At 60.7% G+C, this 22,720-nt stretch carries 17 protein-coding genes; 7 read left to right on the top strand and 10 right to left on the bottom strand.

Annotated features, from left to right (window positions below; genetic code table 11):
* Positions 1-219 precede the first annotated feature (219 nt).
* Both DNK06_RS20495 and DNK06_RS20490 read right to left on the bottom strand, forming a co-directional pair.
* The gene (locus DNK06_RS20495; RefSeq protein ID WP_131181838.1) at positions 220-1,002 is read right to left on the bottom strand and encodes an amidohydrolase; all 783 of its coding nucleotides are present in this window, start codon (positions 1,000-1,002) and stop codon (positions 220-222) included.
* 63 nt (positions 1,003-1,065) lie between these two features.
* On the bottom strand, positions 1,066-2,214 hold the full coding sequence (locus DNK06_RS20490) for a pyridoxal phosphate-dependent aminotransferase (protein WP_131181837.1): 1,149 nt from the start codon (positions 2,212-2,214) through the stop codon (positions 1,066-1,068).
* Between the two features lie 98 nt (positions 2,215-2,312).
* On the opposite strand from DNK06_RS20490, the gene DNK06_RS20485 reads away from it, so the two are divergent.
* A complete protein-coding gene (locus DNK06_RS20485) occupies positions 2,313-3,200 on the top strand; it encodes a LysR family transcriptional regulator (RefSeq protein WP_131181836.1) in 888 nt (295 codons plus the stop codon).
* 130 nt (positions 3,201-3,330) lie between these two features.
* On the top strand, positions 3,331-4,053 hold the full coding sequence (locus tag DNK06_RS20480; protein WP_131181835.1) for a pirin family protein: 723 nt from the start codon (positions 3,331-3,333) through the stop codon (positions 4,051-4,053).
* A gap of 94 nt (positions 4,054-4,147) precedes the next feature.
* Here the strand turns inward: DNK06_RS20480 and DNK06_RS20475 are convergent, their stop codons facing one another.
* Entirely contained in the window at positions 4,148-6,520 is a 2,373-nt protein-coding gene (locus DNK06_RS20475) for a TonB-dependent siderophore receptor (RefSeq protein ID WP_131181846.1), read from the bottom strand.
* Positions 6,521-6,932: 412 nt separating this feature from the next.
* Between DNK06_RS20475 and DNK06_RS20470 the strand changes: the two genes are divergently transcribed.
* On the top strand, positions 6,933-7,436 hold the full coding sequence (locus DNK06_RS20470) for a L,D-transpeptidase family protein (protein ID WP_131181834.1): 504 nt from the start codon (positions 6,933-6,935) through the stop codon (positions 7,434-7,436).
* Positions 7,437-7,475: 39 nt separating this feature from the next.
* Here DNK06_RS20470 and DNK06_RS20465 read toward each other — a convergent pair whose 3' ends face one another.
* Positions 7,476-7,793, bottom strand: a complete 318-nt coding sequence (locus DNK06_RS20465; protein WP_131181833.1) for a YqfO family protein — start codon at positions 7,791-7,793, stop codon at positions 7,476-7,478.
* A gap of 414 nt (positions 7,794-8,207) precedes the next feature.
* On the bottom strand, positions 8,208-12,104 hold the full coding sequence (gene purL / locus DNK06_RS20460; RefSeq protein ID WP_131181832.1) for a phosphoribosylformylglycinamidine synthase: 3,897 nt from the start codon (positions 12,102-12,104) through the stop codon (positions 8,208-8,210).
* 210 nt (positions 12,105-12,314) lie between these two features.
* On the opposite strand from purL, the gene mltF reads away from it, so the two are divergent.
* Together mltF and DNK06_RS20450 are read left to right on the top strand one after the other, a co-directional pair.
* Positions 12,315-13,772 (top strand): membrane-bound lytic murein transglycosylase MltF, encoded by a 1,458-nt coding sequence (mltF, locus tag DNK06_RS20455; protein WP_131181831.1) that lies wholly within the window; start codon positions 12,315-12,317, stop codon positions 13,770-13,772.
* Positions 13,773-13,899: 127 nt separating this feature from the next.
* Positions 13,900-14,367 (top strand): REP-associated tyrosine transposase, encoded by a 468-nt coding sequence (locus tag DNK06_RS20450; RefSeq protein ID WP_131181830.1) that lies wholly within the window; start codon positions 13,900-13,902, stop codon positions 14,365-14,367.
* A gap of 74 nt (positions 14,368-14,441) precedes the next feature.
* Here DNK06_RS20450 and DNK06_RS20445 read toward each other — a convergent pair whose 3' ends face one another.
* From DNK06_RS20445 to DNK06_RS20435, 3 genes are all read right to left on the bottom strand, one after another.
* On the bottom strand, positions 14,442-15,428 hold the full coding sequence (locus DNK06_RS20445) for an ABC transporter substrate-binding protein (RefSeq protein ID WP_131181829.1): 987 nt from the start codon (positions 15,426-15,428) through the stop codon (positions 14,442-14,444).
* 117 nt (positions 15,429-15,545) lie between these two features.
* Positions 15,546-16,490 (bottom strand): ABC transporter substrate-binding protein, encoded by a 945-nt coding sequence (locus DNK06_RS20440; RefSeq protein ID WP_131181828.1) that lies wholly within the window; start codon positions 16,488-16,490, stop codon positions 15,546-15,548.
* Positions 16,487-17,563 carry an LLM class flavin-dependent oxidoreductase gene (locus tag DNK06_RS20435; RefSeq protein ID WP_131181845.1) on the bottom strand — a complete coding sequence of 359 codons (1,077 nt, stop codon included), beginning with the start codon at positions 17,561-17,563 and terminating at the stop codon, positions 16,487-16,489. Before DNK06_RS20435 ends, DNK06_RS20440 begins: the two co-directional genes overlap by 4 nt.
* A gap of 409 nt (positions 17,564-17,972) precedes the next feature.
* Between DNK06_RS20435 and DNK06_RS20430 the strand changes: the two genes are divergently transcribed.
* Positions 17,973-18,575 (top strand): cysteine dioxygenase family protein, encoded by a 603-nt coding sequence (locus DNK06_RS20430; protein WP_131181827.1) that lies wholly within the window; start codon positions 17,973-17,975, stop codon positions 18,573-18,575.
* Between the two features lie 3 nt (positions 18,576-18,578).
* Positions 18,579-20,162, top strand: coding sequence for a rhodanese-related sulfurtransferase (locus DNK06_RS20425; RefSeq protein WP_131181826.1), 1,584 nt, complete (start codon positions 18,579-18,581; stop codon positions 20,160-20,162).
* Positions 20,163-21,168: 1,006 nt separating this feature from the next.
* Here DNK06_RS20425 and DNK06_RS20415 read toward each other — a convergent pair.
* Positions 21,169-21,606: a hypothetical protein gene (locus DNK06_RS20415; RefSeq protein ID WP_131181824.1), complete on the bottom strand. Its 438-nt coding sequence runs from the start codon at positions 21,604-21,606 to the stop codon at positions 21,169-21,171.
* A 637-nt stretch (positions 21,607-22,243) separates the two neighbouring features.
* Positions 22,244-22,720 carry a tRNA adenosine(34) deaminase TadA gene (tadA, locus tag DNK06_RS20410; protein WP_131181823.1) on the bottom strand — a complete coding sequence of 159 codons (477 nt, stop codon included), beginning with the start codon at positions 22,718-22,720 and terminating at the stop codon, positions 22,244-22,246.

The following is a 22,720-nucleotide window of genomic DNA, read 5'->3' as shown; positions in this document are numbered from 1 at the left end:
TGCGTCAACGGGATCCACAGCGCTCAAGCTTCGAAATATTTGCCCACTATCCGAACCGAATGAGCGTTGGGCGCCAACTAATAAACCCATGAAGGCGCTCGCTCTCGGTAACCGTCCGCCGATATCAACATCGAACCGGTTTTCCCGGAAACGCTAACTCTCGATGCAGACCAGTAACGCCCCGGCCCCGCGAGCCAATCACCAGTTGGCCGTGGCGGATCACTGCAACTCGAACGGATCGGCATCCTGGTGCGCCGGGAAGCGCTCGCGGTAGGCAGCCAATGCTGCGCCGTCGAGGCGCTGGTGGAACACGCCGGGCTTGTCATGCGCATCGAGAAGGCTTTCACCCTGGAAATCCAGCACCTGGGAGTCACCGCTATAAGGGTGCCCCTTGCCATCCACACCGATTCGATTCACCGCCGCCACGTAGCACAGGTTCTCGATGGCCCGGGCGGGCAACAGACGATTCCAGTGCGAGCGCCGCGCCGCTGGCCAGTTGGCGGTGTAGAGCAGCAGATCGGTGCCCTGTGGATCACGGCTCCAGACCGGGAAACGCAGGTCGTAGCAGATCAGCGGACGTACCCGCCATCCCTTGACCTCGAACACCACCTGCCGGTCACCCGCCGCGTAGTGCTGGTGTTCGCCCGCCATACGAAACAGGTGGCGCTTGTCGTAGTGCTCCACCGAACCATCCGGCCGCGCCCACAGCAGGCGATTGCGATAACTGCCGTCGGCGGCCTGGATGATCAGGCTGCCGGTGATCACCGCGCCGACTTGCCGTGCCTGCTCACTGAGCCAACGGCTGGTGGGCCCGTCTTCCGGCTCGGCCAGCTCGGCCGACTGCATGGAAAAACCGGTGCTGAACATCTCGGGCAGTATCACCAGATCGGCGCCAGCGGCCTGCTGCAGCTGCTTTTCGAAATGCGCGCGATTGGCCTCGGGATCGTGCCAGGCCAGGTCGCTCTGGATCAGCGCCAGTTCGAGGTTGTCTTGCTTGGTCATCAATAGCCCTCTCGAGTGATCTCGGCATGCTATGTGGTGGACAACGCTTCGCGGTTGTCCACCCTATACGGCCTGCAGTTTTTCCGCCGCCTGGCGCAAAGTGTCTTCACGCTTGGCGAAGCAGAAGCGCACCAGGCGCTGCGCGGGATCCGGTGCCTGGCAGAACACCGACACGGGAATTGCCGCCACGCCATGTTCACGGGTCAGCCACTGAGCCATTGCCACGTCGTCCAGATCCGGACGGATCGCCGAATAGTCGGCCAGCTGGAAATAGGTGCCCGGCGTGCGGCTGAAGGTGAAGCGTGAATCCGCCAGCAGGTCGCAGAACAGATCGCGCTTGGCCTGATAGAAACCGGGCAGTTCGTCCACGTGCTCGGGGCAAGCCGCCATGAAGTCCGCCAGCGCCCACTGCAGCGGTGTCACGCCACAGAAGCTGACGTACTGGTGGATCTTGCGCAGCTCGGCGCTCAGCGTCGGTGGCGCCACCACGTAACCGGTTTTCCAGCCGGTGACGTGGTAGGTTTTGCCGAACGAGCTGACCACAAAGGCCCGCCCATAGAGTTCGTCATGGGCCAGTACGCTGGCGTGCTGGCGGCCATCGAACACCAGATGCTCGTAGACTTCGTCGCTGATCAGGTAGATGTCGCGGTCGCGAATCAGCGCCGCCAGGCGATCCAGTTCGTCACGGCTGATCAGCGCGCCGCTGGGGTTGTGCGGCGTATTGAGGATGATCAGCCGGGTACGCGGGCTCAACGCTGCTTCCAGGCGCTGCCAGTCGATGGCGAAAGCGCCGCTGGCCAGCGGGACATGAACGCAGCGGCCACCGGCCAGGGTGACGCCCGGGTCGTAACTGTCATAGCTCGGGTCGAAGACGATCACCTCGTCGCCGGGGTGGATCAGTGCCTGGATCGCACAGAAGATCGCCTGGGTCGCGCCTGGGGTTACGGTCACTTCACTGTCCACGCCGACCTGGCGACCATAGAGACGCTCGATCTTCAGGGCGATCTGCTCGCGCAGTGCCGGCAGACCGGTCATCGGCGCGTATTGGTTGTGCCCGGCGGCGATGTGCCGGTTGACGGCCTCGCGCAGCGCCTCGGGCCCATCGTAGTCAGGGAAGCCCTGGGACAGGTTGATGGCGCCGGTCTGGGCGGCGAGCTGGGACATGGTGGTAAAAATCGTGGTGCCGATCGACGGCAACTTGCTGGCGAACATCGAAGCGTCCTGGGGCAGTTGAGGCAGACGCCGAGGATAGCCGATGGCGCGAAGCACACGCACCCGGTAATAATCGTAGGCCAACCGATGAGAAGCCCATGAACGTCGAAGACCTGCGCCTGTTCGTCACCACCCTGGACACCGGCAGTTTCACCGCAGCCGCCGACGCCCTCGGTGTGTCCAAGCAGTACGTCAGCCGACGTATCGCCGTGCTGGAGGAACTGCTCGGGGTACGTCTGCTCAACCGCACCACGCGCCGCCTACAGGCCACCGAGCTGGGTCTGCTGCTGTACGACAAGGCCACCACCATCCTGGCCGATCTGCGCGACGCCCAGGAACTGGTGTCGGCCCAGGGTGCTTCGCTACGCGGCACCCTGCGGGTCAGCGCGCCGATGACCTTCGCCACCCTGCACCTGAGCCACCTGCTGCCGCTGTTCATGCAGCAGCACCCGCACATCAATCTGGAAATCGACCTCAATGACCGCGCCGTCGACCTTCTCGCTGACGGTTACGACATGTCGATCCGCATCGGCACGCTGGAAGACTCCAGCCTGATCGCCAAGCGCCTGACCGACATGCAGACCATTCTCTGCGCCAGCTCGCCCTATCTCGACGAGCACGGCACACCGGAAAACCTCGATGACCTGCAGCAGCATGCCTGCCTGCTCTACGGCCATAGCCGGCATGTCGAATGGCGCCTGCGCGATCAGGGCAAGGCCCGCAACCTGACCATGCGCGGCCAGTTACGCGCCAACAACGGCGAACTGATCCGCGATGCCGCCATCGCCGGCATGGGCATCGCCTACCTGCCCACCTTCATCATCGGCCAGGCTCTGGAAAGCGGCGCACTGGTTCCGATACTCGATGGGCATTGGCCGGCTCCGGCGGCGGTCTACGCGGTGTACCCACAACACCGGCAATCCGCGCGGGCGGTGCAGGTGTTCTCGGATTTCATCAAGGAACAGATTCAGCATATGGGCCGCTGAGCTCCGGGAAACTGTCAACCTTAAAGAGACAATAATTCAATTTACAGCCAGCTAATCAATCCACTGATAGTCAGTAAGATCTCCTCCATGCCGCCGATATAAGGCCGCGACCATCAACAGGAGAATCATCATGCTGGCTATCCGTAAATCGACCGATCGTGGCCACGCCAACCATGGCTGGCTCAACTCCTTCCACACCTTCTCTTTCGCCAGTTACAACAACCCGAAAGAAAGAGGTTTCTCCGACCTGCTGGTGATCAATGACGACACCGTGGCCGCCGGCCAGGGCTTCGGCGAACACCCGCATCGCAACATGGAGATTTTCTCCTACGTGCTGGAAGGCGCACTGGAGCACAAGGACAGCATGGGCACCGGCTCGGTGATCCGCCCTGGCGACGTGCAACTGATGAGTGCCGGCACCGGTGTCTCGCACAGCGAGTTCAACCACTCGCCCCGCGACTCGGTGCACTTCCTGCAGATCTGGATCGTGCCGAGCGAGCGTCAGGCCGAGCCACGCTACCAGCAGGAGCACTTCAGCGAAGCGCAGAAACGCGGACGCCTGCAATTGATCATCTCACCGGACGGTGCCGACGGCTCGCTGTCGGTGCGCCAGAACGCGCGAGTCTATGCCGGGTTGTTCGACGGCGCCGAGCAGGCTCACTTGCAGCTGGACGAAAACCGCTACGCCTACGTCCATGTGGCTCGCGGCAGCGTCGAATTGAACGGCCAGCCGCTGCAGGCGGGCGACGGTGCACGGCTGCGCGATGTGCGGGATATCCGCCTGAGCAATGGCGAGCAGGCCGAAGTGCTGGTATTCGACCTGCGCCCCAACGAGCTGCCGTCGCTGTACTGACGCGTACCTCAACCGCAGGCTGCGGCTGGTACATACGAAAACGCCCCGGACAAAGCCGGGGCGTTTTCAATTTACTGACGCGTTCAGTTGCTGATCAGAGCGACCACTTCACCGAGAACATCAGGTTACGGGGATCGCCGTATACGCCGCCGCCTGAGCCGTTCGGGATACCGTCCCAATACTTCTTGTCGAAGACGTTGTTGAGATTGACACGTGCATCCCAGTGCTCATCGAAACGATAGCCTGCCATCAACCCAACCACCGAGTAGGCATCCTGTTCCGAATGGCCGGTACCGACGCGCCGGTAAGTATCGCTCTGCGCATAGACATCAGCGCCAACACGCCACTTACTCAGATCCCCCGTCAACTGATAGCTGGTCGCGGCCTTGAACAGGTGCTTGGGCTGGTGGGGCGCAAACAGCTTGCCTTCATTCGTAGCGTTGGCGTCCTTGACGTACTCACTAAGGAGATAAACGTAAGAAGCCGAGAATTGCCAGTTGGGTGTCAGTGCGCCACTCAATTCGGCATCGATACCTTGGCTGCGCACTTCGCCAGCAGCCCCGTAGCATGTACGGTTCTGACTCTGACAGCTTGTCGGATTGGGATCGAGTGCGTAAGCACGATTCTGCTGAGTCATGTCGAACAGCGCGACGGATGCATTGAGACCTCCGTCGAAGTACTCGCCTTTCAGGCCGATCTCGTAGCTCTCCCCCGTCATCGGCTCCAATACTGAATCAGACACATCCCGTTCGGTTTGCGGCTTGAAGATTTCGGTATAGCTCGCATACACCGAGTAGGTATCGTTGAGATCGTAGATCACGCCAGCATAGGGCGTCACCTCGCGAGTGACCTTGTAGGTATTGTCGCTCGAGCGGCTTTCATACTCGTACCAACTTACGCGCCCACCGATAATTACGTGCAGAGGATCGATGGGGTTAAAGCGTACGCCACCGTAAACAGCTTCTTCAGTCTGGGTATAGCGGGAAGCATAGGGGTTGCGGTCAGTAATCGACGGCTTGGCAATATTGTGGCCGAAGTTGTAGGGATTCACCGGTGTAGCAGCCCCCCACCATCCACCCACCTGATCGAATTTCTCCTGACGGCGACTGGCACCCAGGAACAACTCGTGTTCCTGTCCCAGGAGTTGAAACGGGCCGGAAAGCGAAGCATCCAGATTGGTCTGGGTATCCTTGTTGAAGTACTGCCCCGAGTACTGATTGAGGACGCCGTTCACATAGCTCAAATAACTGGAAAAAGTATCGGCCTCGGACCACATCTTGGCGCCCGCCAGCTTGGCGGTCCAGCCGTTGTCGAAGCGATGGGTCATATCGGAGAACAGCGTGTAGTTTTCCTGATCCCAGTACGACCAGTCATTGGACAGGAAGGTGGAACGAGAGAGATGAAGATCCTCACCATTGGGGCCGCTCGGCAGGCTGCCCCAGTCGGAGGTCTTGTCTTCACGCTGCTTGGAGGCACCGATGGTCCAGGTGGTCGCATCGGTCAGGTCAGCTTCAAGGATGCCGTAAAAAGTCTGGCGCTGGGTTTCACGCACATCGACGAAACTGTTGTTGTCCTCATAAGCCGCCACTACACGACCACGCAGGGTTCCCGAGTCGTTCAGCTTGTTAGACGCATCGACCTCGGTACGGTAGCGATCCCAGCTACCGGCACTCGCTGAAATACTCATTTGCGGCGTGTCGGTCGGACGCTTGCGCACCAGATTGACGGTCGCAGACGGGCTACCCGCACCAGTCATCAGGCCGGTTGCGCCACGTACGACTTCGACACGGTCGAAGATCGCCATGTCGGCCGAGGTAATGGTGTCCTGTGTGAAGGCGCTGGTGGTGGTCGGCAGCCCGTCATACATGATGTTATCGATCTGGAAGCCGCGCGCTTCAAAAGACTGACGATCAGAACCCGTCTTGTTCAGGGTGAGACCAGGGGCAGAGCGCACCAGATCCTGCAGATCGTTGATGCCCTGATCTTCGATACGCTGGCGGGTGATCACACTGACCGACTGCGGCGTTTCGCGAATCGACATCGGCAGCTTGGTCGCGGTGCTCATCGAACCGGTGGTGTAGGACTGCGTACCTTCGGTGGTTGCCGCTCCAGCAAGGCTACTCTGCGCGTTGATGTTCACCTCACCGAGCGTCAGCGTGCCATCGTTGCTGCCCAGCAGAGATACCTGCGCGGCATTACCGTTGACCGATGCACTAAGCCCACTACCCGCCAGCAGCTGGTTCAGGGCCTGGGCTGGCTCCAGGCTACCGCGTACTGCCGGGGCCTGCTTACCCGCTACCGCTTGCTCGTCGAAGATAACGCGCATGCCACTGGTGGCGCTCAATTGAGTCAAGGCACTGGATAAGGGCTGCGCTGGCAGGTCGAAATTGACTGGGGCAGCGAGCACATAGGTAGACAGGCACAATGACAAGGCACTGGCCAGAGCAGGATAGACTGGGCGAAGCATCGTTTGATTCCTAAATACGGATAGTGGTTTTGCTGACATTTGCCCAGTCCGTATGAGCAGCAGGAAAGCATCACCTGTTGTTGGCGCATGAGATGCTAACAATTCGGAATCAAATATAAAACTTAATTATTCTCATAAGCACTACACCCATTAGTCGCAAAGAATGGCTCTTCAGCCACGCAGCTCTATCGCTGAAGGAGATTGCCGGTGCAATGCGTGGCTCCCGCCCCTGCTGCCCAACCTGCCAGAAACAAATAAGCCTCCGATCATGCGTCAGTTGAGTCATCACGCTTTTAAGCGGTACAAGGCACCTGATTTTCAAGGCTGCCCCAGCGGCCTCTAGGCGCCCCAATACCCGTGCCTTAGAATGAGCATCCGCCGCCTGCCGGCCATCTGATCAGTCGGAAACACCATGCGCTGGTTACTCGCCCTTCTCTGCTTCACGCTGTCCTTCGCGAGTCATGCCGCCACAGCACCCGCCTCGACCGCAGTGACCGTCGACAAGATCCTGGTGGAAAAATCCGAGCGCCGGCTGCATCTGATTGGCCAGGGTGAAACCCTCAAGTCGTACCGGATTTCCCTGGGCAAGCAGCCAATCGGCGCCAAACAGCGCGAAGGCGACCTGCGCACGCCGGAAGGTTTCTACTGGATAGACTGGCGCCGCAAGAGTGAGAACTACCAGTTGTCCATGCACATCTCCTACCCCAACGCTCGCGACCAGGCCCAGGCGAAAGCCGCCGGCGCAAAACCGGGCAGCATGATCATGATCCACGGCACACCGCAGGACGATGAATACCCCGAGTGGTTCTTCCACACCCTGGACTGGACCGAAGGCTGCATCGCCATGAAGAATGCCGACATGCGCGAGGTCTGGGCACTGGTGAAAGATGGGACGCTGATCGAAATCAGGCCCTGACAAGGATCACAAGGCTCGGTATCAGCGTGAGGAAGCGAATCAGAACTGCAGGTCGGACAGACGCCACACCTCGAAGGCAGGCATTTCGTAGGGATGGGTATTCTTCAGGGCCTTGACCGCGTTGTGGATCAGCTCATCGGCGACCACCATTTCGACCTTCCATTCGGCGATCGTTTCCAGCTCACCGCTCTGACCAAGAAACGGCGTGCTGCCTTCCAGAGGGCGGAACTGGCCGCGGCCAAGGGTTTGCCAGCAGCATTGCTCGTAATCGCCGATGCGTCCGGCGCCAGCCACGAATACGGCCGACTTCACGCTTTCCAGATGACTCTCCGGAACGTAGAAACAAAATTTGTACATCAACTACTCCGCTGCAAGTCGCTGAAAACAATGAGCTAATCATGCCACAGCATAATGGCCCATTGCCGTGCCGGGTTCGTGATGCAGCCGACACTGCTGACATATCGACTCGCCTCAGCGAGCGCCGTTCCCTAGCGGAAAGGCGCTGTAACGGGATTGGGGTGGCTCTGGCAATCATGGCGTGGCGCACACCTCGCCAGGCGGTGTTGTGCGGTGCGACGATGGTGGGTTTCTAGCGATCTTACAGGCGTTTCACCCACCCTACAGGTACTGCGCTACTCGTGCTGCAAAACGAAAAACGCCAGGCAATGCCTGACGTTTTTTATGGCCTGCCATCCCTGGCGGCCACCCTTCGGGCCGTCGCAAGCGACGTTAAAAATAACTCCCGGCTATTTTTTCACTGCAAGTCGGTGATCAGTCGACCCATACCCGGGCGTTGCGGAACATGCGCAGCCAGCCACCATCTTCCTGCCAGTCATCCGGACGCCAGGAGTTCTGCACGGCGCGGAACACGCGCTCCGGGTGCGGCATCATGATGGTGACGCGACCGTCGCGGCTGGTCAGGCCGGTGATCCCGCGCGGCGAGCCGTTGGGGTTGGCCGGGTAGGCTTCGGTGACCTTGCCGTGGTTGTCGACGAAACGCAGCGCGATGGTGCCGGACAGGTCGGCTTCCAGCAGCGCCTCTTCGCTTTCGAACTCGGCATGACCTTCACCATGGGCGATGGCGATCGGCAGGCGCGAACCGGCCATGCCGCGCAGGAAGATCGACGCCGATTCCTGCACCTGCACCATGGCCACACGGGCCTCGAACTGCTCGGAGCGGTTGCGCACGAAGTGTGGCCAGAACTCACTGCCCGGAATCAACTCGTGCAGGTTGGAGAGCATCTGGCAACCGTTGCACACACCGAGGGTGAAGCTGTCCTTGCGTTCGAAGAAGCCCTGGAAAGCATCGCGGGCACGGGCGTTGAACAGCGCCGACTTGGCCCAGCCTTCACCGGCACCGAGCACGTCGCCGTAGGAGAAGCCACCGCAGGCGACCAGGCCCTTGAAGTCATTCAGATCGACACGACCGGCGAGGATGTCGCTCATATGCACATCAACCGATGTAAAGCCGGCGCGGTCGAAGGCTGCGGCCATTTCCACCTGACCGTTGACGCCCTGCTCACGCAGCACGGCGACCTGCGGACGCACGCCCTTCTTGATGTAAGGCGCGGCGATGTTGTCGTTGACGTCGAAGCCAAGCTTGACGCTCAGGCCGGGGTTGTCTTCTTCCAGCAGCGCATCGAATTCCTGATCCGCGCAGTCGGCGTTGTCACGCAGACGCTGGATGCGATGGCTGGTTTCAGCCCACTGACGTTGCAGCAGACGACGCTGGCCTGCGAATACAGGCTGGTCGTTGAAACTGATGGCCACGTCGCCGTTGTTGACCGGCTGGCCGATCACCGCGACGCAGTCGCCGAGGCCGGCAGCGCTGAACTGCGCCAGCACGTCCGGGGTGGCGTCCTGGCGTACCTGGATCAGCGCCCCCAGCTCTTCGTTGAACAGGATGGCAGCCAGTTCCTCACGGCTCTCGGCCAGGCCGTCGAGCTGCAGGTTCAGGCCGCAATGACCGGCGAAGGCCATTTCCAGGGCGCTGACCAGCAGGCCGCCGTCGGAACGGTCGTGGTAGGCCAGCAGGTGACCATCGGCGTTGAGGCCCTGGATCACCGCGAAGAACGCCTTGAGGTCTTCGGCGTCATCGACATCCGGCGCTTGGCGGCCGAGCTTGCTGTAGACCTGAGCGAGGATCGAGGCGCCCATACGGTTCTGGCCACGACCGAGGTCGATCAGGATCAGATCGGTCTCGCCCTTGTCCATGCGCAGTTCGGGGGTCAGGGTCTTGCGCACATCGGCGACCGGCGCGAAACCGGTGACGATCAGCGACAGCGGCGAGGTGACACTCTTATCAAGGCCCTCTTCGCTCCACTTGGTCTTCATCGACATCGAGTCCTTGCCCACCGGAATGGTCAGGCCCAGCTCCGGGCACAGCTCCATGCCGACGGCTTTCACCGTGTCGTACAGACGCGCGTCTTCACCCGGGTGACCGGCGGCGGACATCCAGTTGGCCGACAGTTTGATGTCGGACAGTTTCTCGATGCGCGAAGCAGCGATGTTGGTCAGCGTCTCACCGATCGCCATCCGCCCGGACGCCGGGGCATCGAGCAGTGCCAGCGGAGTGCGCTCGCCCATGGCCATGGCTTCGCCGGTATAGACGTCGAAGCTGGTGGCGGTGACGGCAACATCGGCCACCGGAACCTGCCACGGGCCGACCATCTGATCGCGGGCGACCAGGCCGGTGATGGTGCGGTCGCCGATGGTGATCAGGAAGCTCTTGCTGGCCACGGCCGGGTGATGCAGCACGCGCTCGGCGGCTTCGCCGATGTCCAGGGTGCTCGGGTCGAAATCATCGCCCAGCTCGGCTTCACGGGTCACCGAACGGTGCATGCGCGGCGGCTTGCCGAGCAGCACTTCCAGCGGCATGTCCACCGGAGTGTTGCCGAAATGGCTGTCGGTGACGGTCAGTTGCGGCTCTGCGGTGGCCTCGCCGACCACGGCGAACGGGCAGCGCTCACGCTCGCAGATGGCCTGGAAACGCTCGAAATCGACGGCGCTGACGGCCAGCACGTAACGTTCCTGGGATTCGTTGCTCCAGATCTCGTGCGGGGCCATGCCCGGCTCGTCGTTGGGCACGTTGCGCAGTTCGAAGCGGCCACCACGACCACCATCGTTGACCAGCTCCGGGAAGGCATTGGAGATGCCACCGGCGCCGACGTCATGGATGAAGGCGATGGGGTTCTTGTCGCCCAGTTGCCAGCAGCGGTCGATGACCTCCTGGCAGCGGCGCTCCATTTCCGGGTTCTCGCGCTGTACCGAGGCGAAATCCAGATCGGCGGAGCTGGCGCCGGTGGCCATCGACGAAGCAGCGCCGCCGCCCAGACCGATCAGCATGGCCGGGCCGCCGAGCACGATCAGCTTGGCGCCAACGGTGATCTCGCCCTTCTGCACATGATCTTCACGGATGTTGCCCATGCCGCCAGCGAGCATGATCGGCTTGTGGTAGCCACGCACTTCTTCGCCGTGGGGCGTGTTGATCGATTGTTCGAAGGTGCGGAAGTAACCGGTCAGGGCCGGACGACCGAATTCGTTGTTGAACGCGGCGCCGCCCAGCGGGCCTTCGATCATGATATCCAGCGGGGTGACGATACGCTCGGGCTTGCCGTAGGCCTGTTCCCAGGGCTGTTCGAAGCCGGGGATGTTCAGGTTGGAGACGGTGAAACCGGTCAGGCCGGCTTTCGGCTTGGCACCACGGCCGGTGGCGCCTTCGTCGCGAATCTCGCCGCCGGAACCAGTGGATGCACCGGGGAACGGGGCGATGGCGGTCGGGTGGTTGTGGGTTTCCACCTTCATCAGGATGTGCACCGGCTCCTGCACCGCGCCGTACTGGCGGGTTTCAGGATTGGGGAAGAAACGCCCGGCGGTGTGGCCTTTGATCACCGAGGCGTTGTCCTTATAAGCGGACAGCACGCCTTCACTGTGCATCTGGTAGGTGTTCTTGATCATGCCGAACAGGGATTTTTCCTGGTTCTGGCCGTCGATATCCCAGCTGGCATTGAAGATCTTGTGACGACAATGCTCGGAGTTGGCCTGGGCGAACATCATCAGTTCGATGTCGTGCGGGTTGCGCGAAAGATTCTGGAAGGCGCTGACCAGGTAATCGATTTCGTCTTCGGCCAGGGCCAGGCCCAACTCGATGTTGGCCTTCTCCAGCGCGGCGCGGCCGCCACCGAGGATGTCCACGGCGGTCAGCGGCTTGGGTTCGGCATGGCTGAACAGCTTGTCGGCATCCTGCAGGTTGCTCAGCACCAGCTGGGTCATGCGGTCGTGCAATACGGCGGCAGCCTGCTGCACATCGGCGTCGCTCAGTTCGCCCGAGACGTAATAGGCGATGCCCCGCTCCAGGCGGCGAATCTTGCCCAGGCCGCAGTTGCGGGCAATGTCGCTGGCCTTGCTCGACCATGGCGAAATGGTGCCGAAACGCGGGATGGTCAGCAGCAGGCGACCGCTGGGCTCCTGCACCGGAACACTCGGGCCGTACTTCAGCAAACGGGCCAGCACTTGCTCTTCGTCGGCACGGAGCGCACCGTCGACATCGGCAAAGTGTGCGAACTCGGCGTAAAGGCCGGTCACAGCAGGCACCTTGCTGGTCAGTTGCTCGAGCAATTTACCGTGGCGAAAAGCAGAAAGGGCGGGAGCGCCGCGCAGGATCAACATCGGGGACAGCCTCTGGGAAGGGGGTGTACTTTGAGGCCGTGCATTCTAGCCTAAAGCATCGTTCGCGGCACGCCCGCTCGTGCCGTGCGGTCATCGGCCAAATCACACTCCTGCATCGCCTGAAATGCACCGAAAAAGTGTGTTTGCCTAGCAGAGCGCAGCGCTGCTGTCCAGATATGGAACGGCACGACGTTGTCGTATACTGCTCCGATGCCCTCCCCCAACCTGATTGGCAAGCGCTACGCCGGCTGGCTCTCGGCGATCGGATTACTCCTAATGCTCAGCGGCTGCGCGGAACCTCCCAGCAGCCTTGAGCGCATCAAGGAGGAAGGCGTGCTGCGCGTGATAACCCGCAACAGCCCGGCCACCTATTTCCAGGATCGTAACGGCGAAACCGGCTTCGAGTACGAGCTGGTCAAGCGCTTCGCCGACGACCTCGACGTCAAGCTGGAAATCCAGACCGCCGACAACCTCGATGACCTGTTTTCCCGCCTCGGCCAACCCAACGGCCCGGTGCTCGCTGCCGCCGGCCTGGTGGAAAGCCAAGGTCGCCAGCAAAGCGCCCGCTTCTCCGTGCCCTATCTGGAAGTGACCCCGCAGATCGTCTACCGCAACGGCCAGCGCCGCCCCAGCCGCCCCGCGGATCTGGTCGGCAAACGCATTCTGGTGCTCAAGGGCAGCAGCCATGCCGAACAGCTGGCCGCACTGAAGGCAGAGGAGCCGGAATTGCAGTACGAGGAATCGGCCGATATCGAGGTAGTCGACCTGCTGCGTATGGTTGATGAAGGGCAGATCGACCTGACCCTGGTCGACTCCAACGAACTGGCCATGAATCAGGTGTATTTCCCCAACGTGCGCGTCGGCTTCGACCTTGGCGACTCGCGCAATCTGGGTTGGGCCGTGGCGCCCGGCGAAGACACCAGCCTGCTCGAGCAGGTCGATGGTTTCCTGCGCCGCTCTCAGGATAACGGCAGCCTGCAACGCCTGAAGGAACGCTATTACGGCCACGTCGATGTGCTCGGCTACGTTGGCGCCTATACCTTCGCCCAGCACCTGCAGCAGCGCCTGCCACGTTACGAAAAAGATTTCCGCAAGGCTGCCCAGGCCAATGGCCTGGACTGGCGAATGCTCGCCGCAGTGGGTTATCAGGAGTCCCTCTGGCAACCCGGCGCCACCTCCAAGACCGGTGTGCGCGGTCTGATGATGCTGACCCTGCGCACCGCCCAGGCAATGGGTGTGTCCGACCGTCTCAACCCGCAACAGAGCATCCAGGGTGGCGCCAAGTACCTGGTGCACGTCAAGGAACAGCTGCCGGACAGCATTCAGGAACCGGATCGCACCTGGTTCGCCCTCGCCTCCTACAACATCGGCGGCGGACACCTGGAAGACGCCCGCAAGCTGACCGAAGCCGAAGGGATGGATCCCAACAAGTGGCTCGACGTGCAGAAAATCCTGCCGCGACTGTCGCAAAAGCAGTGGTACAGCAAAACCCGCTATGGCTACGCCCGCGGCGGTGAGCCGGTGCACTTCGTGCGTAACATCCGCCGCTACTACGACATCCTCACCTGGGTAACCCAACCGCAACTGGAAGGCAGCCAGGTCGCCGAAAGCGGCCTGCACGTGCCCGGCGTCGCCAAGGATCACCCCGAGCAGCAGGACAAGCTTTAAAGCATCCGACCTGAAAGGCCCGCTTGCGGGCGATATCGATTGCCAGACCGCATCGCTGGCAAGGCTAGGCGCCCCCGCAGCTCCTACAGTGTGATAACGATGGTTTTTCACATGGAGAGGCACTGGAATGGATTCCAGCCACTTTGCCCGACGAGGGCATGCTCTGCGCTCGGGGCGTTTTTCCGAGCAGGGACGTATCTATCTGCTGACTACTGTCACTTTGAACCGACAGCCATTTTTCCATGACTGGAACCTCGCTCGCCTATTGGTGGCGGAGATGCGGCGACTACACGATGACAAGCATTTGTGCTCGTTAGCCTGGGTGGTCATGCCAGATCATCTGCACTGGCTGATTCAACTGGAAAACATGCCGCTGGAAAAACTGATGCGGCAACTGAAGTCGCTCAGCGCCATCAGCGTCAATAACAGCCGCGGCCGCAGTGGCCGCCTCTGGCAGAAAGGCTTCCACGACCATGCCCTGCGCAATGAGGATGAACTTCTGCCCACGGCACGCTATGTCGTGGCCAATCCTCTGCGTGCAGGGCTGGCTCGCCATATCGGGGACTATCCCTTTTGGGATGCCGTCTGGCTGTGATATCACGGATGATCGCCGGCAAGCCGGCTCCTACCGGGTGCATGTAGGAGCCGGCTTGCCGGCGATTCTTTTCTTTATCGCGCCGCTTGCGTGTGCTGATCCTCCGCGATCGCTTTGCGCACATCCCCCGCCAGACTGAAATCGAACGCCTGCTGCACGTCCAGCTGTTTCGGCAGCACGCCATGGCGGTGGAAGAAATCCGCGGCTTTCTGCAGGCTGGTCGCCACTTCCTCGTCCAATGCGGCGGGCTGGATACGGGCTTCTTCTACCCAGCGACGGGCCACGTTCTGGGGAATGTTGAGGTCTTCGGACAGCGCGTCAGCCATTTGCTGCGGATGGGCCAGCGCCCATTGCTGCGCCTTGGCCAGGCGGATCAGCAGGTCGCCGATAGCGGCCTTCTTGTCGGCATCGGCCAGGGCCTTTTCGCTGGCCAGGGCGTAGGAGTAGCCACTCATGATGCCGCGCCCGTCACCGATTACTCGCGCGCCATCGATCAGGATGGCGTTGGAGGTGTAGGGTTCCCATGGCACCCAGGCATCCACCGAGCCACGTACCAGCGCTGCACGGCCATCGACCGGGCCGAGGAAGGAGAAGGTCACGTCCTTGTCGGTCAGGCCGTTCTTCTCCAGCAGGCCAAGCGCCAGAAAATGCCCCCAGCCGCCACGGTTGACGGCGATACGCTTACCCTTGAGATCGGACACGTTCTGCGCCGCCGAATCCTTCGGCACCACCAGAGCCACGGTCGCGGTGTTGTAGCGCCAGGCGCCAACCGCCTTCAGCTGGGCGCCAGCGGCATGCACGAACAGGAACGGAATATCGCCAGTGAAGCCGACATCCAGGGCATTGGCATTCAGCGCTTCGAGCACCGGGGCACCCGCGGCGAATGGCGTCAACTCGACCTTGTAATCGAGATTTTCCAGCTCGCCCGAAGCACGCAGCGAGGCGTAGCGGTCGCCCTTCACGTCGCCGAGGCGGATGGTGACGGGCTCGGCTGCCTGCAACAGACCGCTGAACGACAGGGCAGCGAGAACCGCTGTGACGATAAAACGGGAACGGGACATGCGACAGACTCCAATGGCGATTACGCGACAAGAGCTGCTGCGTGGGTACGCTCACAAGACTCGAAAGAAAATGATGTTGACGCTGCCTGCTCCGCCGGTGCGGTGGCAGACCCTGGCTTATTTGAAGGCGTCGCCGAACGAGGTATCGATAACGCCCTTGGTGTCGAACGCCTTGGGCAGTGCGCCGGTTTCGACGAGGAAATCGGCAGTGTCCTGATAGTCGCGAGCCGCCTGCTCATCCACCGGGCCGACGCTCATGTTGGCCTGGCCAATCCAGTGGCGGGATACGGCCTGATCGAGGCTGGCTTTCTTCGCCCACAGGTCGGCGTAGGTTTCCTTGTTCGCTTCGACCCAGGCTCGGGCTTTCTGCAGACGGCTGAGGAAATCGCTGATCGCAGCACGTTTCTCATCCAGGGTGTCGGCGTTGGCCGCGATGCTCGACAGCCCCGGCATCAGGTCACGTGCGGTGATGATTGGTTTGGCGCCGGAGAACACGATCTGCTGGGAAATGTAGGGTTCCCACACCGGAAACGCGTCGATGCTGCCTTGCGGCAAGGCCGCGGCGGCGTCGATGGGCATCAGCTTGACGAACTCCACGTAGTCGCGAGGCAACCCGGCTTTCTCCAGGGCGCGCAGGGTCAACTGCTGGCTCCAGGCGCCCGGCCAGTAAGCGACCTTCTTGCCTTTCAGGTCGGCGATGGTCTTGGCCGGCGAATCCTTGGGCACCAGCAGGGCAATGGTGTCCGGATTCTGCCGCGACACGCCGATCAACTTCACCGGCGCACCCTTGGCAGCCAGGAAGATAAAACCCGAATCACCGAGAAAGCCGAGATCCAGCGCGCCGGCATCCAGGCCTTCAGCGACTGGTGCGGCGGATTGGAAATGTTTCCAGTCGACCTTGTAGGGCGCGCCCTCCAGCACACCGGATGCCTCCACCGAAGCGCGGACGTTGTAGTAGTTCTGGTCACCCACGCGCAGGGTGATCTGCTCGGAGGCCTGAACCAGAGGTGCAGCCAGGAACGCGCCGGCCAGTGCGGTGCGCAACAGTGCGGACAGTTTCATTGCGATGGATCCTCGGAATTGCCGGGCGCCAAGCGGGCGACCTGCTCGTGAATGGCGGGAATCAGCCCCTGCCCGTAAGTGATGGCATCGCCCAATGGGTCGAAACCGCGAATCAGAAAGGTGGAAACACCGAGTTTGTAGTACTCGCCCAATGCGGCGGCGACCTGTTCCGGCGTGCCGACCAGCGAGGTGGAATTCCAGCGGGCACCGGTCAAACGGGCAACGCCCATCCACAAACGACTGTCCAGCACCTCGCCCTGCCCCGCTGCCGCCAGCAGGCGCTGGGAACCGACGTTCTCGGGTGCGTGCTCGGTGAGGGGCAGCCCCAGACGGGTACGGTTTTCGCGAATCTGTTCGAGTATCTCGGCAGCACGTTTCCAGGCCGCCTCTTCGGTGTCGGCAACGATGGGCCGGAACGACACCGAGAACCTGGGCGTGCGACCTCGCGCCGCGGCCGCAGCCCTTACGCTGGCGACCTGCTCAGCCACCGAAGCCAGCGGCTCGCCCCAGAGCATGTAGGTGTCCGCATGCTGCGCCGCGACCTGCACCGCCGCAGCCGATGCACCGCTGAAATAGATCGGGATGTGTGGCCGTTGGCTGCAACGCACCGCCGGCGAGGCGCCCTGGAAGCGATAGAAATCACCACTGAAATCCACCGGCTGCTCGGCCGTCCAGATCGCCTTCAGTGCCTGCAGGTATTCTTCGGTGCGGGCGTAACGTTGCGTGTGATTGAGGTAATCGCCGTCACGCTGCAGATCCTCATCATTGCCGCCACTGACCACATTGAGTGCCAGGCGTCCGCCGCTGAACTGATCCAGGGTGGCGAGCTGTCGGGCGGCCAGCGACGGCGCGATCATGCCCGGCCGGTAAGCCAGCAGAATGCCCAGCTTGCGTGTCGCGGCGGCAGCGAAGGAGCTGACCACCGCGCCTTCCGGGCCGTTGGAGAAATAGCCGACCAGTACGCGGTCGAAGCCCGCCTCTTCATGGGCCTGGGCGAACCGGGCGACGAACGCCGGATCCACCGCATCACCCAGTGGCTGATCCACTTCCGAAGCCGGCGCGGCCGTGATCATGCCGATGATTTCGATGCTCATGTCGCAATTTCCTGTCACGTGGTCATGTCCGGGAGCCAAGCTATTGCGGACGCCTCACTTATAATAAAAACGTCTTTACTGGCTAGTTCTTATAAAATTTATAGAGAGACGAGCAGAAAATGAAATTCATTTTAGGAATATCCTAATATGCAAAATAATTAAAAATCGTGAGACAGGCTCAAGCGTGCGCCACAAGCCCATAAAAGGCCGGAAGCAGAAATGATCCGAGGCGCGAAGCAGAGGGAGAAAAAACGCTGGCAACACGAAAGGCGGTTCGAACGACACACCTGAAATTACTCAATCCGCATATTAGCTTATGCATAAATTGAATTTTTATAATCAATAACGGATTGCTACCTTAGCGCTAAACCGCTACGGATTACCTGCCATGAGCCCCCCCGCCACCCCGCAACGCCTGAACGCCTTCGTTCACGGCCTCTCAGAACTGCTAAACCGTGCCCCCGATGAAGCCACTCTGATCGAACAAGGCGGCGAGCTGCTGCAGCAACTGATCAGCCACGATGACTGGCTGCCGAATGAACTCGCGCAACCCAGCACCGAGCGCTACCAGCAATACCTGCTGCATCTCGACCCTGCGCAACGTTTCTCGGTGGTCAGCTTCGTCTGGGGCCCGGGGCAAAGCACCCCCGTACACGACCACCGCGTCTGGGGGCTGATCGGCATGCTGCGTGGCGCAGAGGACTCCCAGAGTTTCACCCGCCACGCAGATGGACGCCTGGAAGCCGATGGCGACGCCGTGCGTCTGCAGCCCGGCCAGGTCGAAGCGGTGTCGCCACGCATCGGCGATATCCATCAGGTCAGCAATGCCTTCGACGATCGCGTGTCGATCAGCATCCACGTCTACGGTGCCGACATCGGCGCGGTGAATCGCGCCGTGTACCGTGAAGACGGCAGCGAGAAACTGTTCATTTCCGGCTACTCCACGCCTCCCTCCATTGCCCAACGGCAGCCTGCCCAACACGAGTCCTGAACTATGAGCCATGTCGTAACCCGCTCTTTCGCCGACATCCGCACCGCCCTGCTGCAACAGCAGGAAGTCGCCTTGATCGATGTGCGCGAAGAAGCGCCCTTCGCCGAAGAACACCCGCTGTTCGCCGCCAACATCCCACTGTCGAAACTGGAGCTGGAAATCTACGCACGGGTGCCGCGCCGCGACACCGCGATCACCGTCTATGACGATGGCGAAGGCCTGGCCCAGGTCGCCGCCGAGCGCCTGCTGAAACTCGGTTACAGCAACGTAGCCCTGCTGGCAGGCCAACTGGCCGGCTGGCGCAACGCCGGTGGCGAGCTGTTCCGCGATGTCAACGTACCGAGCAAGGCCTTTGGCGAGCTGGTGGAAAGTCAGCGCCACACCCCGTCGCTGGCCGCCGAAGAGGTACAGGCCCTGCTCGATGCCAAGGCCGACGTGGTGGTGCTCGACGCCCGCCGCTTCGACGAATACCAGACCATGAGCATCCCCACCGGGATCAGCGTGCCCGGTGCCGAACTGGTGCTGCGTGCCCGCGAACTGGCGCCGAATCCAGCCACGCAGATCATCGTCAACTGTGCCGGCCGTACCCGCAGCATCATCGGCACCCAGTCGCTGGTGAATGCCGGCGTGCCCAACCCGGTCGCCGCGCTGCGCAACGGCACCATCGGCTGGACGCTGGCCGGTCAGCAACTGGAACACGGCCAGAGCCGCCGCTTTGGCGAGGTCAGCGCGAGCAACCACGAACAGGCCGTACAATCTGCCCGCGCCGTGGCCGACAAGGCCGGTGTCGGCCGTGCCACGCTCGAACACCTGGCGAGCTGGCAGGCACAACCGGCACGCACCACCTACCTGTTCGACGTGCGCACCCCGGAAGAATACGAAGCCGGCCACCTGCCCGGCTCGCGCTCCACGCCGGGCGGCCAGTTGGTACAGGAAACCGATCACTTCGCCAGCGTACGCGGTGCGCGCATCGTCCTGGCCGACGACGACGGCGTGCGCGCCAACATGAGCGCCTCCTGGCTGGCTCAACTGGGCTGGGACGTGCATGTGCTGGACAATCTGCCGCCGAGCGCCTTCAGCGAAACCGGCGCCTGGCCCGCTCCCCTGCCCGCCCTGCCACAGGCCGAGGAAATCAGCCCGCACACCCTGCAAACCTGGCTAGCGGCAGGCGACACCGTGGTGATCGATTTCACCACCAGCGCCAACCACGTCAAACGCCATATTGCCGGAGCCCACTGGGCCATCCGCGCACAACTGCCGCAAGCCCTGGAAAACCTGCCAGTGGCCGAGCGCTACGTACTCACCTGCGGCAGCAGCCTGCTGGCTCGCTTCGTGGTCAGCGAACTGCACACCCTGACCGGCAAACCGGTGTTCCTGCTCGCCGGTGGCAACGCCGCCTGGTTCGCCGCAGGCCTACCCGATGAATCCGGCGAACAGCACCTGGCCGTCCCGCGCAGCGACCGCTACCGCCGCCCCTACGAGGGCACGGACAATCCACGCGAAGCGATGCAGGGTTATCTGGACTGGGAGTTCGGCCTGGTCGAACAACTGGGCCGGGATGGCACGCACGGGTTCAGGGTGATCTGAGCGCTAAACACTTGATCGCTCCTACGAAAAGCGTGGGGGCGATCTAAAAACGACAGCTTACGGCCAGCGCTCGACCCGATAGAGCTCCCCAACCGCCTGCACATAGAACCGTAGGGCGTATTAGCCGAAGGCGTAATCCGCCGCACGAAGCCACACCGAACGTTACAGGTAGAAAGAGAGGTGTTGGTTAAGCAACGAGTTCAACAGGCACGCGGTAAACGACGGATTACGCTTCGCTAATCCATCCTTACAAGGATTGATCCGCCTTACCGCGTTGCTCCTGAAAGTATTCTGGCTGTTCGCCTGATGACTCGATGAATCCCAACCGTGCAGCTGACACTGGCGAGTGGCAGGGGCTTTAAGTGGCCCCACCACTATCCGACGAACTCAGCGCACAACCAACCTACTGGCGATCCTCATCACAAATCGCAGTGAGCCCAAGCACTGTAGTGGGTGTGTCACCAAACTGGGTTTTCGTAGCGACCAGCATATTGGCATCAGCGTCGCCCTCCAGCCGGTATGACTGTCCATTGCATACCTTGCTCGCTTTTCTATTTATCTTCTCCAGCAATCCCCCGCGAGAATTAAAGGCGCTGCCGTGACTTGTAATTGCATACTGGCCTGGTGCAATCTCAGTTGCAGCAGTCCAGGTGCAACCTGACAAAACTAAAGCGGCAAATCCGACCAATATAAACCTCTTCAATTTTTGGTATCTCCCATTCACTACTAACGCAAAATCAGTATTCTGGGATAGATCACGATTATCTCCTGAAGCCTCTCTGCCCCTCTAAAACCACCTACCTATCAATAATTAAACCCATGCATCCAAATTTCCCTGAGTGTTCCGAGACTCCCGCATATCACTGGCTTGCTCTGCGTAGGGTGGATGATATTTTTTCATCCACTCTGGCAGTTACAGATTACCGGCTGTTTACCTGCTACTATGTGACGCCCGAACGACACGGTGGATAGATGAAGCGTTATCCACCCTACGAGCTGGTCAGGCCTACATGGGGCACCAAGGATGTCCGCCGTTTGCACTCTCAAGCAGCTTGCTGAAATTCCGCTCCCACATAAAGTTATAGGCAGTGGCCGACATTTCTGTTTTGCAGTTGGCTTCACCATCGGTGACAACCACATTCAAAAAATATCCTGCTCCTGTACCGGATGGAACTGATACTGAGAATTCGGTTTTATCATTTTCTTGAGATTTTGATAGAGTTTGGTTGTTAATAAAGCCCGTGCCATTTCCAACACTTACATAACTAGGGCGAAAGCATTTAGACAAATAGGCCTCAATACGTGGCTCAACAACACTTCGCTCTGCCGAAATACAATATTTTTGGCTTTGATTTCCTGTTCTGATCAATTCCTCTTTTGTCTCAGGGAACATTGAGCAGCCGTTTATGACGGGAACGATAAGTATCGGAATGTATTTTTTCATGTCGATTCTGGTAACGCCTAACCTTTGGTTAAATGGTGGGTTTTAGCCCATCTCGAGTGAGCGAAGCGAGCGACCTTGCATATTTTGTCAGGGGTTCTCGGTACGCATTAGCTGAAAAAACCTGTGCCACCCGCCGTTTTTAGGATTTGATCTATGGCTTCGACTTTAGCCAAGACTGCTTCAACATCGAAGCCTTTGCCCTCTACCAATGGCCAAAGCCTCATTGTGCAGCGCGTATGCTAGATGCGCGGCAAGCCGCACTTCATTGGACTATGGCTATTGCTACTCAAGTGATCGGATAAAAGACCCTGATCTGATAAAGCGCTTGGGCCAACAATTGTGCTTCCGAGCTCTGTTGGGAGATTACGTACTTCCAGAAGGCCTAACTATAAATAGACATCAATGGTGCATCACCTGCCAAACAGGACTGTCGGATAATCTTTTCGCAAAATGGCGCAAAGCCCCACGAAAAGCGGATGGCATAAAAATTACGGGGAGCTATGCACCAATATCGCAAGTCCTTTTGCCCGATAAAAACAGCATAGGGCCAAAGCGTATCCGGGCTAGATCACCAAGACAATGGATTAGCCACCAGACACGCCAAACCTCAGACACCGTTCACAGACACCAGCGTACTTTAGCCCCGCCGCGCCTTGAAAAACGCCTTCAACACCGCCCCACACTCCTCCGGCAGCACTCCACCCTCGACCAGCACCCGATGGTTGAGAAAGCCCTGTTCGAAAAACTGCCCACGGCTCACCGCCATGCCCGCCCGTGGTTCGCTGGCGCCGAATACCACGCGCTGCACGCGCGAGTGGACGATCAGTCCGGCACACATGGCGCAGGGTTCCAGGGTCACGTACAGAGTGCTGCCGGGCAGGCGGTAGTTGCTGACGGCCTGGGCGGCGGCGCGGATGGCGACCATTTCGGCGTGGGCGCTGGGGTCATTCGTGGAGATCGGACAGTTGAAGCCACGGCCGATCACCTCGCCGTTCTGCACCAGCACGGCGCCAACCGGCACTTCGCCAAGTTCGGCACCTTTACCAGCAAGCACCAGCGCTTCGCGCATAAAGCGTTCGTCGTGGCTGCGGTCGATGATCAGCGGGGCTCTCAT

The sequence above is a fragment of the Phytopseudomonas daroniae genome (assembly GCF_004327285.1).
In the GTDB taxonomy this organism is placed as follows: Bacteria; Pseudomonadota; Gammaproteobacteria; order Pseudomonadales; family Pseudomonadaceae; genus Aquipseudomonas; species Aquipseudomonas daroniae.
This window is presented reverse-complemented; position numbering and strand designations above follow the sequence as displayed.

What these genes read in the sequence shown, in the direction of transcription:
- DNK06_RS20495 (WP_131181838.1), bottom strand. Translation starts at nt 1,002, where the DNA reads ATGACCAAGCAAGACAACCTCGAACTGGCGCTGATCCAGAGCGACCTG.
- DNK06_RS20490 (WP_131181837.1), bottom strand. Translation starts at nt 2,214, where the DNA reads ATGTTCGCCAGCAAGTTGCCGTCGATCGGCACCACGATTTTTACCACC.
- DNK06_RS20485 (WP_131181836.1), top strand. Translation starts at nt 2,313, where the DNA reads ATGAACGTCGAAGACCTGCGCCTGTTCGTCACCACCCTGGACACCGGC.
- DNK06_RS20480 (WP_131181835.1), top strand. Translation starts at nt 3,331, where the DNA reads ATGCTGGCTATCCGTAAATCGACCGATCGTGGCCACGCCAACCATGGC.
- DNK06_RS20475 (WP_131181846.1), bottom strand. Translation starts at nt 6,520, where the DNA reads ATGCTTCGCCCAGTCTATCCTGCTCTGGCCAGTGCCTTGTCATTGTGC.
- DNK06_RS20470 (WP_131181834.1), top strand. Translation starts at nt 6,933, where the DNA reads ATGCGCTGGTTACTCGCCCTTCTCTGCTTCACGCTGTCCTTCGCGAGT.
- DNK06_RS20465 (WP_131181833.1), bottom strand. Translation starts at nt 7,793, where the DNA reads ATGTACAAATTTTGTTTCTACGTTCCGGAGAGTCATCTGGAAAGCGTG.
- purL (WP_131181832.1), bottom strand. Translation starts at nt 12,104, where the DNA reads ATGTTGATCCTGCGCGGCGCTCCCGCCCTTTCTGCTTTTCGCCACGGT.
- mltF (WP_131181831.1), top strand. Translation starts at nt 12,315, where the DNA reads ATGCCCTCCCCCAACCTGATTGGCAAGCGCTACGCCGGCTGGCTCTCG.
- DNK06_RS20450 (WP_131181830.1), top strand. Translation starts at nt 13,900, where the DNA reads ATGGATTCCAGCCACTTTGCCCGACGAGGGCATGCTCTGCGCTCGGGG.
- DNK06_RS20445 (WP_131181829.1), bottom strand. Translation starts at nt 15,428, where the DNA reads ATGTCCCGTTCCCGTTTTATCGTCACAGCGGTTCTCGCTGCCCTGTCG.
- DNK06_RS20440 (WP_131181828.1), bottom strand. Translation starts at nt 16,490, where the DNA reads ATGAAACTGTCCGCACTGTTGCGCACCGCACTGGCCGGCGCGTTCCTG.
- DNK06_RS20435 (WP_131181845.1), bottom strand. Translation starts at nt 17,563, where the DNA reads ATGATCACGGCCGCGCCGGCTTCGGAAGTGGATCAGCCACTGGGTGAT.
- DNK06_RS20430 (WP_131181827.1), top strand. Translation starts at nt 17,973, where the DNA reads ATGAGCCCCCCCGCCACCCCGCAACGCCTGAACGCCTTCGTTCACGGC.
- DNK06_RS20425 (WP_131181826.1), top strand. Translation starts at nt 18,579, where the DNA reads ATGAGCCATGTCGTAACCCGCTCTTTCGCCGACATCCGCACCGCCCTG.
- DNK06_RS20415 (WP_131181824.1), bottom strand. Translation starts at nt 21,606, where the DNA reads ATGAAAAAATACATTCCGATACTTATCGTTCCCGTCATAAACGGCTGC.
- tadA (WP_131181823.1), bottom strand. Translation starts at nt 22,720, where the DNA reads ATGAGAGCCCCGCTGATCATCGACCGCAGCCACGACGAACGCTTTATG.